Genomic DNA, 13775 nt, shown 5'->3' with positions numbered 1-13775 from the left:
ATAGTGGAGATAACAACTGATGGAGAGGACGGTGAACTATGCAGCAGGATTTGCAGCAAGGGCAAGGCGAAGTGATTGATTCTAACGGCCAGAGCCCCCGGAAGCCAAAGAATGAAGTCCTGGAATGGATTAAAGCGATAGCGATTGCATTGGTTCTGGTTATTCTAATACGCTGGCTTTTGTTCAAACCGTTTATCGTAGACGGCCCTTCCATGAAGCCTAACTTCCATACCGGCGAACGTGTGATTGTTAATGAAATTCTCTACGATATCCGCAAGCCGGAGCGCGGGGAAGTCATTGTGTTCCATGTGCCCTCTGAGGGCCGGGATTTCATTAAACGTGTCATTGGTGTGGCAGGCGATACAGTCACAGTTGAAGGGGATGTCGTTACAGTTAACGGAGAGCCTGTGAACGAGACGTATATCCAGAGCGCGATTGATGATGCGCATAATAACAACATCTTGTACAACAATAAGAACTTCCCGAATGAGCAGTTTACGGACAACAAGGTGCCGGAAGGCCATGTGTTCGTAATGGGGGATAACCGCTCTGACAGTACGGACAGCCGGATGATCGGTTATGTGCCGCTGGGGGATATTGTCGGCCGTGCAGACCTTATTTTCTGGCCGGTGAAGAATATCTCATTGATAAATCATTAATTATTTTAAGCTGACAGAAGTCAAAGGAGGTGACGGCATTGGCCATTCAATGGTTTCCTGGTCATATGACGAGGGCTAGACGGCAAATCGAGGATAAGCTGAAGCTAATTGATGTTGCAATAGAACTGCTTGATTCCCGTCTGCCGATCTCGAGCCGCAATCCGATGATTGACGATATTTTGCGGGACAAGCCAAGGCTGATTATTCTGAACAAAGCGGATCTGGCCGATCCGGAAGCTACACGCAAGTGGCTGGCTTACTTCAAGGCGCAGGGTCATGTTGCCTATCCGGTAGATGCTTCTACTGGCACCGGGATTAAAGAAATTCCGGAGCAGGTGAAGCTGCTGCTGAAGGACAAGATCGACCGGCAAATTGCCAAGGGCATGAATCCGCGTGCGATGCGGGCACTGATTGTGGGCATTCCCAACGTAGGCAAATCGACTCTCATTAACCGGATGGCTGGAAAAAATATTGCGATTACCGGTGACCGTCCGGGGGTTACCAAGGGCCAGCAATGGATTAAGACCGGCGGCAGTCTGGAACTGCTGGATACGCCTGGGATTCTCTGGCCGAAATTCGAGGACCAGACGGTAGGCTATAAGCTGGCAGTAACCGGGGCCATTAAGGAAGAGATCCTGAATATTGAGGATATCGCTTATTATGCGGTGAAGTATCTGGTGAAGGATTACGGAAGCCGGTTCCAGGAACGCTTCGATATCAGTAAGCTGCCGAAGGACTTAGAGAACCCGGACGAAATCGTGGCTGTTATGGAAGCAGTCGGGCGTAAGCGCGGTTGTCTGATGAGCGGTGGCCGAGTAGATCTGGAGAAGGCTTCACGCGCGCTGCTGCATGAGCTTCGTGCAGGGAAGCTTGGACGTTTCACGCTGGAGAAACCTGAATAGTAGAATGGAATGTGGAATGGAAGAGCCATCCGTGAATGTGGGGTGGCTCTTTTTTTGCGTGTAGGTGGGGAATGGGGCGGTGTGCGAAGCAATGTTGTAAGAATAGCAACTCTTCTCTATTGATAAGGGGCGGAGTAGCAAAAGTGTTGTATGAAATGCAGGAATGTTCTCGTTTGGGCAGCTTGAGGGAAGAGAAATGCTGTTATTCATACAACTTTTTTGGATTTGCGCAGTATTAATGAAGGGATTGTTGTATTCAGTGCAGAATTTTAAGATTCTGAGACTGGGATTGGATGGAAATGAGTGCAAGTTCGAAGTTCTTATGGAATTCGAATTCTGTCATATATTCGTAGGAAGATCATAGATGTAGCTTACTTTAATTTTAATGGGCAGGTGGAGAGACAGTGATTGAGATCGATATGCTTGGGTATGAAAAAGAAGGCTGGGGACAATCCTTCCGTCACATCGCAGGTGTGGATGAAGTGGGGCGGGGCTGTTTGTTCGGAGATGTGGTGGCCGCAGCTGTAATTTTGCCGGCTGGGCTGATTATTGAGGGTGTGGATGATTCCAAGAAGCTGACGGCCAAAAAGCGGGATGCTCTGTATGAGACCATTATGGAGCAGGCGCTGGCGGTAAGCTTAGGGCATGTGGAGGCGGCGGTGATCGATGAAATTAATATTAAGCAGGCTTCGCGTCTGGCGATGCGCCTGGCGGTAGAGGGATTAAGCCAGCAGCCGGACTATATGCTGATTGATGCGGAGAAGGTGGACCTGCCCTTGCCGCAGCGTGCCATCATTAAAGGGGATGCCAACAGCCAGTCGATTGCTGCCGCCTCCATTGTAGCCAAGGTGACACGTGACCGGCTCTGTGAGGGCTTGTGGGAGGAATTATACCCGGATTACGGGATCAAAGTACATAAAGGATATGCTACCAAGTTGCACCGTGAACAGATCAAGGCACTGGGTGTAACTCCGATGCACCGGCGCAGCTTCATCGGCAATATTCTTGCCGAGCAGGAACAGTTGTCTTTATTCTAAAAATATAAGAATGTATGGTTTCACGTCTAAATTATCCTTCTATTTCTCGCTGAAACGGTGCCGTCCTCTAAAAGGATGGCATAGCAGTTTCCACTTGGCTTATCATCCCGATAATCACAAATGAAGGTGAAATACCGATATAAATAGAAAGAAGGGAGGCGGACAACATGAACATCGGATCACTGGTTCGCGGTTTGCTTGGCGACAGCAAGGCGGGGGAGGCCAAATCTGTAGAGCTTAAGGAAGGTCAGGTTGTTCGCGGCGTTGTGCTAAGCGTATCCGATTCCGGAAAAGAAGCTGTGGTACAGATTCAGGGAACGCCGGTACGGGCTGAACTGGAAACACCGCTGGCAGCCGGTCAGACGCTGAACCTGCAGGTGGGTGCACCAGGAGAAGGCGGCTTGCCGGTGCTTAAGCCGGTCTCTCTGGGGGAGGCGGCTATGGTCTCGCCGCAGAGTATGGGCGAGGCACTGGAGTCGCTTGGACTTGCCAATTCCAAGGCGGGACGGGAGATTGTTCAAGCGATGCAGGCCGGAGGGCTGGCCTTCACCAAGGAGACTGCAGCGAAGCTGGACGCAGTCATGAATGCCAAACCTCCCGGTGTCCCTGCCTCAGAGTGGCTGGAGGCGGCTGTAATCTCAGTGAAGCGAGGTTTGCCTGTAACGGCTGAGACGGTGAAGGGGCTGCAGCAGGCTGTATTCGGACCGAAGCTGCATGATCTGCTGGCGAAGCTGGAGACTGCGCTGAACGTCTGGGTGCAGCAAGGGGGAGACGGCGACGGATCAGGTCAAGCTGCGGGGAATAGCAGACCTGCGGGTGGGCTGCTGGCAGGCGGAGCCAATGCCGGTCTGGCTGGTAATACTCCAGCAGCCGGTGCTCTTCCGGGAGGAGCTGCCGGGGTGACTACTCAGGCAGGAGTAACCGCTAATGCGGGGACTTCGCAGGCTGCTGGCAGTGCCAATGGACAAGCTGCGTTAGTACCGACGGGAGATGCGGAGCCGGCAGGAAGCGGGAATGCGGTTGGAGCGCGAGAAGGTTCTGGGAATACGGCTGGATCGGGTGCTGTAGCGGGAACGCGTGGCGAAGGAGCGGGGTACGCAGCTGGAGCGCGTGAGGGTGCGGGGAACGCAGCTGGAGTGCGAGAAAGCGCGGGGAACGCGGCAGGAGTGCGTGAAGGTGCGGGGAACGCAACTGGAGTGCGTGGCGAAGGCGCGGGAAGTGGATCTGGAGCGCATGAGGGTGCGGGAAATGCGGCTGGAGTGCGAGAAAGCACAGGGAACGCGGCAGCGGTGCGTGAAGGTGCGGGGAACGCAGCTGGAGTGCGTGGCGAAGGCGCGGGAAGTGGATCTGGAGCGCATGAGGGTGCGGGAAATGCGGCTGGAGTGCGTGAAGGAGCGGGAAGTGGAGCTGGAGCGCGTGAAGGAGCGGGGAACGCAGCTGGAGTGCGAGAAAGCGCAGGGAACGCGGCAGGAACGCGTGAAGTGGCGGGGAACGCAGCTGGAGTGCGAGAAAGCGCGGGGAACGCAGCTGGAGTGCGTGAGGGCGCGGGCGTTGCCGCGCAGGCGCAGAGCGCTGCGGGGCCGGCCCTGCTCGCGAAGCTGCAGGGCGTGCTCTCCGAGCTGCGCGGCGCTCTGCCGCAGCTCGCCGAAGCGCCGCCCGCCTCCGGCGCGGCGGGCGGCAGTGCAACCCCTGCGGCTGCGCAGCCGCAGGGGGAACCCGCCGCCACCCAGGGGACAGACCCCTGGGTGGGGCGGATCTTGAAGCTGCTCGGTGCGGAGCACGAGCAGCAGATCCTGCGCGGCGGCGGGGCGCACACCGCGCAGGCAGCGTCCGGCGGCGCAGAAGATGCCGCCGGTACGCTCAAGGGCGTGCTGCTGCAGGTACTGGGCAGCAGCGAGGCCCCGCCCGCGGTGAAGGAAGCCGCGGGCCAGCTGGTGCAGCAGCTTACAGGCCAGCAGCTGCTGCTGAATACAGACCGCACCGCGCCGTTCGCGCAGGTGACGATGTTCCTGCCGCTGCACGGTCCGGATGGCCGGGAGACGGCCTCTGTCCAGATCCAGTCGCGGCGCGGCAGCAAAGGGGAGCTCGACGCGGCGAATTGCCGCTTGTGGTTCGATCTGGACATGAAGCAGCTCGGCCAGACGATGGTCGATGTGCAGGTGGTCGACCGCATCGTCAGCCTGAAGCTGCATAACGATGAACCTTGGGTACTGGAGCTGCTGGAGGGCCGCCGCGAGGAGATGAAGGCGGCGGTCGAAGGCATAGGCTATCAATTGTCCAGCCTGCGTACGGAAGCATTGCCGGAACGGAGCGTCGCCGCTGCTGCGGTGAAGCCGTCCGATTATGCTCCGCAGGAGTACAAAGGAGTAGATTACCGCATATGAGTGAGTCTGAGCAGAAGGTTCCGCAGAATCTCAAGAAGGCAGTGGCGCTCAAATATATTCCGGGCCAGAGCGATGCGCCAGTGGTTGTCGCTAAGGGGCAAGGCTCGGTAGCGGACATCATCCTGCAAAAGGCAAAGGAAAACGGAGTAGCGGTGCAGGAGGATGCGGCGCTGGTAGAGGTGCTGTCGAAGCTCGATCTGGACCAGCAGATTCCGCCTCAGCTCTATCAGCTGGTGGCTGAGATTCTCAGCTATGTATACCAGAGTGACCGGACAGCTGGTGAACGGAGACAGAAGTGAGCCATAACGGAGACGGCAGAACCTACACCCGTCAGGAGAAAGGCGCTGCTGCCGAGCAGGCGGCCCGAATGTATCTGACTTCGCGGGGCTACCTCATCCGGGATTATAACTGGCGCTGCCGTAGCGGAGAGCTGGATATTATCGCGGAGTATGAAGGCGCTCTGGTCTTCATTGAGGTGCGCAGCCGGAGCGGCTCAGCCGTGCAGGGCACTGCGGAGGAATCGGTCGATGCACGCAAAATCCGTCAGGTGAGAGAGACAGCCCGGGTCTACCTGCACATGCAGGGACTGCAGCCGGCTGCAATTGCTTTCGATGTGATTGCTGTACAGCTTCAGCCGGATTTAAGCATCGCCTCCCTGCGGCATCTCCGGGAAGTCTTTTAGCTGTCTCTGTTTTGCAAAAACCGTGTTAAATTTAACAATTATCCTTGACAGATGCCGGACTTCATGGGTCATTTCTCAAAAGAAGTGGGTAAACATTAGTGTAACTTTTAATGCCACCATGAGGAGGGCTGCCGGAATGAGGAATCAATCAATGAATATACAGGTAAGCTTTACTTGCCAAAATTGTGAGCATAATATAGTAGCGGAACTTGGCGCAGAGCCCTTATCCGTTGTATGCTGCAGTAATTGTAATAAGACATTTACCGTTATGCGGCCTGCAATAGCGGAAGAGATATTGATTGACTGGGAGAATGAAGCGTTATTCCACAAGATGCGTGCTGAGAAAACCCAAGACAGCAACAGCAGCCTCTTGTCACTGGTCATCAATGTGATTGAGCTGCTGACCTGGCGCGACAAGGGTAACGGGCAAGTGGAGGCCATTAAGGAAATGCGCAAATGGCTGATTGAGCATGAGGAAGCTCCGCCGGTGGCGGAATTAATACAAATGGATGTGAACCGGCGCGGAGCCAAACGGAAGTGGAATGAATAAGCAATCCAGCACTTAGCGAAAGCGGGGAGCGATCTTGTCCAACGTATTTTTTACCTCAGATCATCATTTTGGCCACAAGCTGATCATTGATTTTGAATCGCGGCCTTTTGCCAGTGTGGAAGAGATGGACAAGGTGATGGTAGCGAACTGGAATGCAGTCGTAAGAGAGGAGGACACGATTTTTCATCTGGGTGACTTTTCTTTCAGGAATCAAGAGGATACCCGTAGCATTGTGTCTGCCCTGAACGGGTACAAAATACTGATTCTTGGCAATCATGACCGTGGACGCGGACGAGGCTGGTGGCTGGAAGCCGGATTTGATGAGGTCAGTGAGTATCCGCTGATATACAAGGAGTTTTTTCTGCTCTCGCATGAGCCGATGTATATGAACAAGCATATGCCTTACGTGAATGTGCATGGTCATATTCATGGACAGAAATATGAGGGCAATCATCACTTTAATATTTGTGTGGAGCACTGGAATTACACCCCGCTGTCCTTTGAACAGATAAGGAATTCGGTGGTAGCCAGCGAAGAAGGCTGAATAAAATGATTCTTTGGTCATAGTTGCATATTTATGCAAGACGATTAAAAGCTGATTTTTGTGCAGCACTATATGCGCAATAACCTTGCATGTTGTGTAGGGTATTAGTTATACTGAGTGTAATTGAGCTTACGGAAAAAGAGGAAGCACCTTTTTTCCTGGAAACGAACGCCCGTTGCGGGTGTATTTCTGGAGAAGAGGTGCTTATTTGTGTACGGAAAAATGCATAGCGCATGCCTGTATGGCATTGAAGGTGTAATGATCGGAGTGGAGGTGGATCTTGCTAACGGCTTGCCGCAGACCCATATTATCGGCCTGCCGGATTCGGCAGTCAGGGAAGCGGTGGAGCGAGTACGGTCCGCCGTCAAGAATTGCGGTTACAGCTATCCCCAACAGCGGGTGACGATTAATCTGGCCCCGGCGGACCTGCGCAAGGAGGGCTCGGCGTTTGATCTGGCGATTGCCCTGGGGATACTGACGACCAGCGGCCAGCTTGTTATGCCGGAAGCCGGGCAGATGCTGCTGATTGGTGAGCTTGCGCTCGACGGAAGTCTGCGGCCGGTAAATGGGGTATTATCCATGGCCCAGGCTGCGCGGCAAGCCGGGATTCATGCTGTTCTGGTACCGCCCGGCAATGCGGCTGAAGCTGCGTTGATCGCGGGAATGAAGGTGTACACTGCCGGGCATTTGCGGGAGCTGCCTCAGCCTGGTCAGCTTCCTCCGTCGAATCCGGTGGAACAATCCGAAGTGGCCGGTCCTGAACTGCCACAGGCTGATTTACCGTTTCCGGTATCGGTATCTGTAAGCGCTGGTGCGGCCTCCAGAAAGCGTCCGCCCGTTCTGGCGCTGTCCCTGGACCATTTGAGATACCATTCTGAGCCAGCGGAGAATATTCCCTCCCTGCTTGCGGTGAAGCAGCCAATGAATGAAGATTACAGCGATGTTATCGGCCAGAATCATGTAAAGCGTGCCCTTACGATTGCGGCAGCGGGAATGCACAATATTATTCTGATCGGCCCTCCAGGTACGGGGAAGACTATGCTGATTAAGCGGTTACCCGGAATTCTTCCCGATCTTAACGATCAAGAATCGCTTGAGGTGATGAAGATATTCAGTGCTGCCGGGAAGCTTAGGGACGGAGGGAGCGGGTTGCTGCGTGACCGCCCGTTTCGTTCACCGCATCATACCATCTCGGCAGCCGGATTGATCGGCGGGGGCGGAATCCCGAAGCCGGGGGAGGTGAGTCTCGCGCACCGCGGTATTCTCTTCCTGGACGAGCTGCCCGAGTTCTCCCGGACTGTGCTTGAAGTGCTCCGCCAGCCGCTGGAGGATGGGATTGTCACCATCAGCCGGGCTCGGGCATCCTTCACCTTCCCTGCCCAGTTCCTGCTCGCTTGCTCCATGAATCCCTGCATGTGCGGATTTCTTGGTAGTGGCAACACGCATCAGCGGTGCAGCTGCAGTCCGGCCAAAATCGCCCAGTACCGGCGCAAAATCTCGGGCCCGCTGCTGGACCGGATGGATATGCAGGTTGATGTGCCGCGTCCAAGAGAAGGAGACAGGAGTGTACCTCCGGTCTCGACGGCACAGATGCGCTCTCAGGTTCTGCGGGCTCAGGTGATTCAGGCGGAGCGGTATAGCATCCTGCCGATCTCCTGGAACAGCGAGCTGTCCGGGGCGGCGCTTCGCCGTTATGCTGCGCTGCGGCCGGAAGAGGAGATGCTGCTGGACAGTATTCTCGAGAGTCTCGGGCTCAGCATGCGGGCGCATGACCGGATTATTAAGCTGGCCCGCACGATTGCCGATCTGGAAGCGGCGGAGGAGATTGGCGCTGCGCATCTGGCCGAAGCGGTCCAATACCGCAATCTGGACAGGCAGGTCATGGTGGAGGAAGAAGCCTGACACGCCAAAACCCCCGTCCGGGGCCGCCGGGCAGGGGAGGGCATGCTGAAACGGTATCGTCCTTTAAAAGGACGGCAATGCCGTTTCCACTTGTGAAGCTATTCTTACAGCACGTTCAATTCTACTTCGATGTTACCAGTGGTAGCGCGGGAGTAAGGACATGCGCCATGAGCTTCTTCTACCAGCCGTTCAGCGGTCTCACGGTCAACACCCTTGACCAGAACATCCATCTTCACGGCAATGCCGAAGCCGCCGTCTTCCACTTTGCCGAAGCTGACAGTAGCCGTTACTTCAGAGCCTTCGATCTTTACCTTGCCCATACGTGCAACCATATTCAGAGCGCTGTCGAAGCAAGCGGAATATCCGGCTGCGAACAGCTGCTCAGGGTTCGTGCCTTCACCGCCGGCGCCGCCCATTTCGCGTGGTGTGCTGATCGCAAGATTCAATTTAGGGCTGTCGGATTCGATAGAACCCTGTCTGCCGCCTACGGCTTTTACTGTTGTTTCGTACATTTTCTGTTGGATGGTCATCATATTAAATCGCTCCCGTTCGTTTTTAAATTGCATTGTACACAACTTAATTTAACACAATTAAAATAAAAGTCAATCTATTTTCCGCTATTAACATGATATTATGGATGAATTGTGATAAACTAATGTCACAAAGGCAGGTGAAGAAGAAATGCAAAAAGAATCCACTACAACCCCTGAGCTTATGCTGGAGAACCAGCTCTGCTTTACGATTTATGCCTGTTCGCGTGAATTTACGAAGCTATACCAGCCTCATCTGGATAAGATCGGATTAACGTATTCGCAGTATCTGGTTATGCTCGTCCTGTGGGAGAGACAGCAATGTACAGTCAAGGAGCTGGGTGAAGCTTTGTTCCTCGATTCAGGCACGCTGACTCCGCTGCTTAAGCGGCTGCAGGCTGCAGGACTAATTTTGCGTGAACGTTCTTTGCAGGATGAGCGGAAGGTGCTGATTTCATTAACACCCCAAGGCTTGGCGCTGCGGCAGGATGCTATGGGCATTCCCGGCAAAATGGCAGAAGGCACGATGCTCTCTCCGGTAGAGTTCATAGATTTGCTGGGGCAGTTCAAAAATCTCCTGAACCGGGTGCATGAAGCTAACGTTAGCAATTCGAAATCGTAGTCTCGCTCCCATATAAGAGTATAGGTTTCACCGTCCTGAATAAGGACGGTAAAGCCGTTCCAGCATGAATTTCAATGCAATCGTTCGCATTCCGGCATGAAACCGAGCGAAAATGTATGTATAAATAGTGAAAGTTTTTAAGGAAAGCGCTTATAAAACATGTTACAATATTCTGGGTTTCACATTCTGGCATATAGGTAATTTTAGATATCACTATTGTGATAGGTTCTATATGCTACTTGCAGAGAACTGTACCGGTTGCAGCGTATGCTTCAGGTGCCGGCGCTCTGCTTGTACCGGGATATTGCCGGTTAACAACCGGTCTGGCCCCGGCTTTGGACAATCAAAACGGAATGCGGAATGACCGCAGGCTGCCTGCACAGGTCACCGCAACACTTTAGGAGGCTTCCGGAATGAATATCCACGAGTATCAGGGAAAAGAAGTACTTAAGAAGTATGGCGTAGCCGTACCGAACGGAAAAGTTGCTTATACAGTGGACGAAGCCGTAGAAGCTGCCGCAGCGCTGGGTACACCTGTGGTTGTAGTCAAAGCGCAGATTCATGCTGGCGGACGCGGCAAAGCCGGCGGTGTCAAGGTGGCGAAGAACAGTGATGAGGTTCGCGCATATGCGTCCGAGATCCTCGGCAAGACACTGGTGACCCATCAGACGGGACCCGAAGGCAAGGTAGTAAAGCGGCTGCTGATTGAAGAGGGCTGTCAGATTGTCAAAGAATATTATATCGGTCTGGTTGTGGACCGCGCTTCCGGACGGGTCGTCATGATGGCATCCGAGGAGGGCGGTACGGAGATTGAAGAGGTGGCAGCTACACATCCCGAGAAGATTTTCAAGGAAATCGTTGATCCGGCGGTTGGGCTTCAGACCTTCCAGGCGCGTAAACTGGCTTACAGCATTGCCATTCCTCCCGAATTGGTGAACAAAGCGGTCAAGTTCATGCAAGCGCTATATCTGGCTTTTGTGGATAAAGATTGCTCAATTGCAGAGATCAACCCGCTGGTCGTTACTGCAGACGGTAATGTGATGGCGCTTGATGCCAAGCTTAACTTCGATTCCAACAGTTTGTTCCGCCACAAGGATATCCTGGAGCTGCGTGATCTGGACGAAGAGGATGCCAAAGAAATCGAAGCGTCCAAATTCGACCTTAGCTACATCGCACTTGACGGCAACATCGGCTGTATGGTGAACGGGGCGGGCCTGGCGATGGCGACTATGGATATCATTAAATATTATGGCGGCGAACCGGCCAACTTCCTCGATGTAGGGGGCGGTGCGACGACTGAGAAGGTAACGGAAGCTTTCAAAATCATCCTGTCCGATGACAAGGTGAACGGTATCTTTGTTAATATTTTTGGCGGCATTATGCGTTGTGATGTCATCGCTACCGGTGTAGTCGAAGCGGCAAGACAGCTTGGCTTAACCAAGCCGCTGGTCGTACGTCTTGAGGGCACGAATGTGGCACTGGGCAAGGAGATTCTCGCCGGCTCCGGACTGAATATTGTTGCTGCTGATTCCATGGCGGACGGTGCCCGCAAAATCGTTGCTCTTGTGTAATATTCGACAATAAAAGTGAGGATGTGACCTATCGCATGAGCATTCTTGTAGATAAAAATACGAAAGTCATTACCCAGGGAATTACCGGTGCTACGGGTTTATTTCATACAAAAGGCGCGCTGGACTACGGTACTCAGATGGTTGGCGGTGTAACACCGGGCAAGGGGGGCACTACGGTTCAGATTACCCTGGACAACGGTACCGAGAAGAGTCTGCCTGTCTTCGACACGGTTGTTGCCGCCAAAGCAGCCACTGGTGCAACTGCAAGTGTCATTTACGTTCCTCCTGCTTTTGCCGCAGATTCGATTATGGAAGCGGTGGATGCGGAGATGGACCTGGTCATTTGTATCACAGAAGGCATTCCGGTGCTGGATATGGTCAAAGTGTCCAGATACATGGAGGGCCGCTCCACGGTGCTGATAGGTCCCAACTGTCCGGGTGTCATCACGCCTGGAGAATGCAAAATCGGCATTATGCCGGGTTATATTCATAAGCCGGGATATGTCGGTGTAGTCTCCCGGAGCGGGACCTTGACCTATGAGGCTGTGCATCAGCTGACGGAGCGCGGAATCGGCCAATCCTCAGCGGTAGGCATCGGGGGCGACCCGGTGAAAGGCTCGGAGTTTATCGACATCCTGAAGCTTTTCAATGAAGATCCAGGCACCAAGGCTGTCATTATGATCGGTGAGATCGGCGGGACGGCAGAGGAAGAAGCTGCGTTGTGGATCAAAGAGAACATGACCAAGCCGGTAGTCGGCTTCATCGGCGGGGTTACGGCACCTCCGGGCAAACGGATGGGTCACGCCGGGGCAATCATTTCAGGCGGTAAAGGGACGGCGAGCGAAAAGATCGCTGTGCTGGAGTCCTGCGGCATTAAGGTAGCGCCAACGCCTGCTGAAATGGGCTCTACCCTCGTCAGTGTGCTTGAGGAACGCGGCATCCTGAATGCCTTCACCACCCACTAGGGCACTTCTTACGCTAGTTCGAAATGTTTTGGGGTCCCCGCAAAGTACCTGAGTTATCATCGAAGCTAAATCTCCACTTTGTGGGGTTGTTTGGTCACAGCTTTTCCTGCCGAAGCAGGTATAATGAATATTGAAGGTAAGCAACCTTTTGTCCCGGATTACGCGGATGAAAGGTTGCTTTTTTTGGTTTAAGTCAATTTGGTTTAAGACAATAAGGAAGGCTGGCCCTTCCGCACGGGGAGAGAATACATATGGAAATTCGGGAGCTGTTGTTCGGTCTGCATGAGATGGAAGGGATTGGCTGGAAAAGTATCGACAAGATCCGCCGGGCAGGTCTTTTGACGAATGCTGTCTTCTCCTGTTCTGCTGAGGAGTGGGAACGGGCTGGAATCAGCGGTGTAATATCCGCCCGGCTGGCGGCAGACTTCAATGAAGCATGGGTGCTGAAGCGCCGCTCTTTAATGGAAGAAAGCGGTGTAGCGATGGTCACTATTCTGGATGATCACTATCCTGTACAGTTGCGGGAAACTCCTCAGCCGCCTTGGGTATTGTACTATCGTGGCCGTCTGGAGCTGGCTTCCCGTCCCTCTGTTGCTATGGTGGGGACCCGGGTGCCTACCGCTTATGGGCGCAGGGTGGGGGAGATGCTGGCGGGACAGCTAAGTGCAGCCGGTCTCACGGTTGTAAGCGGCCTGGCGAGGGGGATTGACAGTGTCTGTCATGAAGCGGCGTTAGGCGGAGCAGGAGGGACCATTGCGGTGGTGGCAACCGGCTTGGACAAGGTCTATCCTCCGGATAACCGTGAGCTGGAGCGGCAGATTTCGCGGGAAGGGCTGGTTCTTAGCGAATATCCTATCGGAACTCCGAGTCATCCCGGATTATTCCCGCAGCGCAACCGGATTATCGCTGGCTTGTCGCTGGGAACACTGGTGGTGGAGGCAGACAGCCGCAGCGGGTCCCTGATCACCGCCGATGCTGCGCTTGAAGCAGGCCGGGATGTGTTTGCCGTGCCGGGGCCGCTGACCTCTCCCAAGAGCAGAGGGGCACTGGAGCTGATTAAGCAAGGTGCGAAGCTGGTAACCTGCGCCTCAGATATTGTGGAAGAATACGTCTCCAGCCTGCCTTCCAAGGGGGCTGCATCAGCTTTAGCAGGCGCAGTAGAGCGGGAGAGTCCAGCCGATCTGATGGAAAAGAAATTGACAAGTGAGGAGCTGCACCTTTACCATATACTGCATCAAGGCCCGTTTACACTCGATGAGCTGCTGGCGTCAACGAGGTGGGATTTTGGACATTTGCATTCAGTTCTGTTATCTTTAATCATAAAAAAAGCGGTAACACAATTACCGGGTGCAATTTATAAGGTAATTTAATATAGAAGTAACTGTGGTAAGCATAGACTTCCTGGTGCAGCCGGGTCCTAGGACTGG

Annotated in this window: 14 protein-coding genes; 13 read left to right on the top strand and 1 reads right to left on the bottom strand. The window is 54.0% G+C overall.

Annotated features, from left to right (window positions below; genetic code table 11):
- Positions 1–38 precede the first annotated feature (38 nt).
- The 9 genes from lepB (at position 39) to MKY12_RS17780 (ending at position 8660) form a co-directional block, all read left to right on the top strand.
- Complete coding sequence (gene lepB / locus MKY12_RS17820) at positions 39–659, top strand: signal peptidase I (protein ID WP_036733573.1); 621 nt, start codon at positions 39–41, stop codon at positions 657–659.
- Between the two features lie 38 nt (positions 660–697).
- The gene (ylqF, locus tag MKY12_RS17815; protein ID WP_339310167.1) at positions 698–1561 is read left to right on the top strand and encodes a ribosome biogenesis GTPase YlqF; all 864 of its coding nucleotides are present in this window, start codon (positions 698–700) and stop codon (positions 1559–1561) included.
- A gap of 419 nt (positions 1562–1980) precedes the next feature.
- The gene (locus MKY12_RS17810) at positions 1981–2598 is read left to right on the top strand and encodes a ribonuclease HII (protein WP_339314898.1); all 618 of its coding nucleotides are present in this window, start codon (positions 1981–1983) and stop codon (positions 2596–2598) included.
- 167 nt (positions 2599–2765) lie between these two features.
- On the top strand, positions 2766–4982 hold the full coding sequence (locus tag MKY12_RS17805) for a hypothetical protein (RefSeq protein ID WP_339310165.1): 2217 nt from the start codon (positions 2766–2768) through the stop codon (positions 4980–4982).
- Positions 4979–5281, top strand: a complete 303-nt coding sequence (locus tag MKY12_RS17800; RefSeq protein ID WP_036724639.1) for an EscU/YscU/HrcU family type III secretion system export apparatus switch protein — start codon at positions 4979–4981, stop codon at positions 5279–5281. The genes MKY12_RS17805 and MKY12_RS17800 overlap by 4 nt, the downstream gene beginning before the upstream one ends.
- Positions 5278–5664 (top strand): YraN family protein, encoded by a 387-nt coding sequence (locus MKY12_RS17795; RefSeq protein ID WP_036724640.1) that lies wholly within the window; start codon positions 5278–5280, stop codon positions 5662–5664. Before MKY12_RS17800 ends, MKY12_RS17795 begins: the two co-directional genes overlap by 4 nt.
- 268 nt (positions 5665–5932) lie before the next feature.
- Complete coding sequence (locus MKY12_RS17790) at positions 5933–6214, top strand: hypothetical protein (RefSeq protein WP_083677976.1); 282 nt, start codon at positions 5933–5935, stop codon at positions 6212–6214.
- A 34-nt stretch (positions 6215–6248) separates the two neighbouring features.
- Positions 6249–6758 carry a phosphoesterase gene (locus MKY12_RS17785; protein WP_339310163.1) on the top strand — a complete coding sequence of 170 codons (510 nt, stop codon included), beginning with the start codon at positions 6249–6251 and terminating at the stop codon, positions 6756–6758.
- Positions 6759–6968: 210 nt separating this feature from the next.
- Positions 6969–8660: a YifB family Mg chelatase-like AAA ATPase gene (locus MKY12_RS17780; protein WP_339310162.1), complete on the top strand. Its 1692-nt coding sequence runs from the start codon at positions 6969–6971 to the stop codon at positions 8658–8660.
- A gap of 104 nt (positions 8661–8764) precedes the next feature.
- Here the strand turns inward: MKY12_RS17780 and MKY12_RS17775 are convergent, their stop codons facing one another.
- Positions 8765–9193, bottom strand: coding sequence for an organic hydroperoxide resistance protein (locus MKY12_RS17775; RefSeq protein ID WP_339310161.1), 429 nt, complete (start codon positions 9191–9193; stop codon positions 8765–8767).
- Between the two features lie 148 nt (positions 9194–9341).
- Between MKY12_RS17775 and MKY12_RS17770 the strand changes: the two genes are divergently transcribed.
- The 4 genes from MKY12_RS17770 (at position 9342) to dprA (ending at position 13718) form a co-directional block, all read left to right on the top strand.
- Positions 9342–9812 carry a MarR family transcriptional regulator gene (locus tag MKY12_RS17770; RefSeq protein ID WP_036724645.1) on the top strand — a complete coding sequence of 157 codons (471 nt, stop codon included), beginning with the start codon at positions 9342–9344 and terminating at the stop codon, positions 9810–9812.
- A gap of 413 nt (positions 9813–10225) precedes the next feature.
- On the top strand, positions 10226–11383 hold the full coding sequence (sucC, locus tag MKY12_RS17765) for an ADP-forming succinate--CoA ligase subunit beta (RefSeq protein WP_036724647.1): 1158 nt from the start codon (positions 10226–10228) through the stop codon (positions 11381–11383).
- A 35-nt stretch (positions 11384–11418) separates the two neighbouring features.
- Positions 11419–12348 (top strand): succinate--CoA ligase subunit alpha, encoded by a 930-nt coding sequence (gene sucD / locus MKY12_RS17760; RefSeq protein WP_036692470.1) that lies wholly within the window; start codon positions 11419–11421, stop codon positions 12346–12348.
- Positions 12349–12599: 251 nt separating this feature from the next.
- Complete coding sequence (gene dprA / locus MKY12_RS17755; RefSeq protein ID WP_339249056.1) at positions 12600–13718, top strand: DNA-processing protein DprA; 1119 nt, start codon at positions 12600–12602, stop codon at positions 13716–13718.
- Positions 13719–13775: the final 57 nt, after the last annotated feature.

The sequence above is a fragment of the Paenibacillus sp. FSL M7-0896 genome, assembly GCF_037975415.1.
GTDB lineage: Bacteria > Bacillota > Bacilli > Paenibacillales > Paenibacillaceae > Paenibacillus_AQ > Paenibacillus_AQ silagei.
This window is presented reverse-complemented; position numbering and strand designations above follow the sequence as displayed.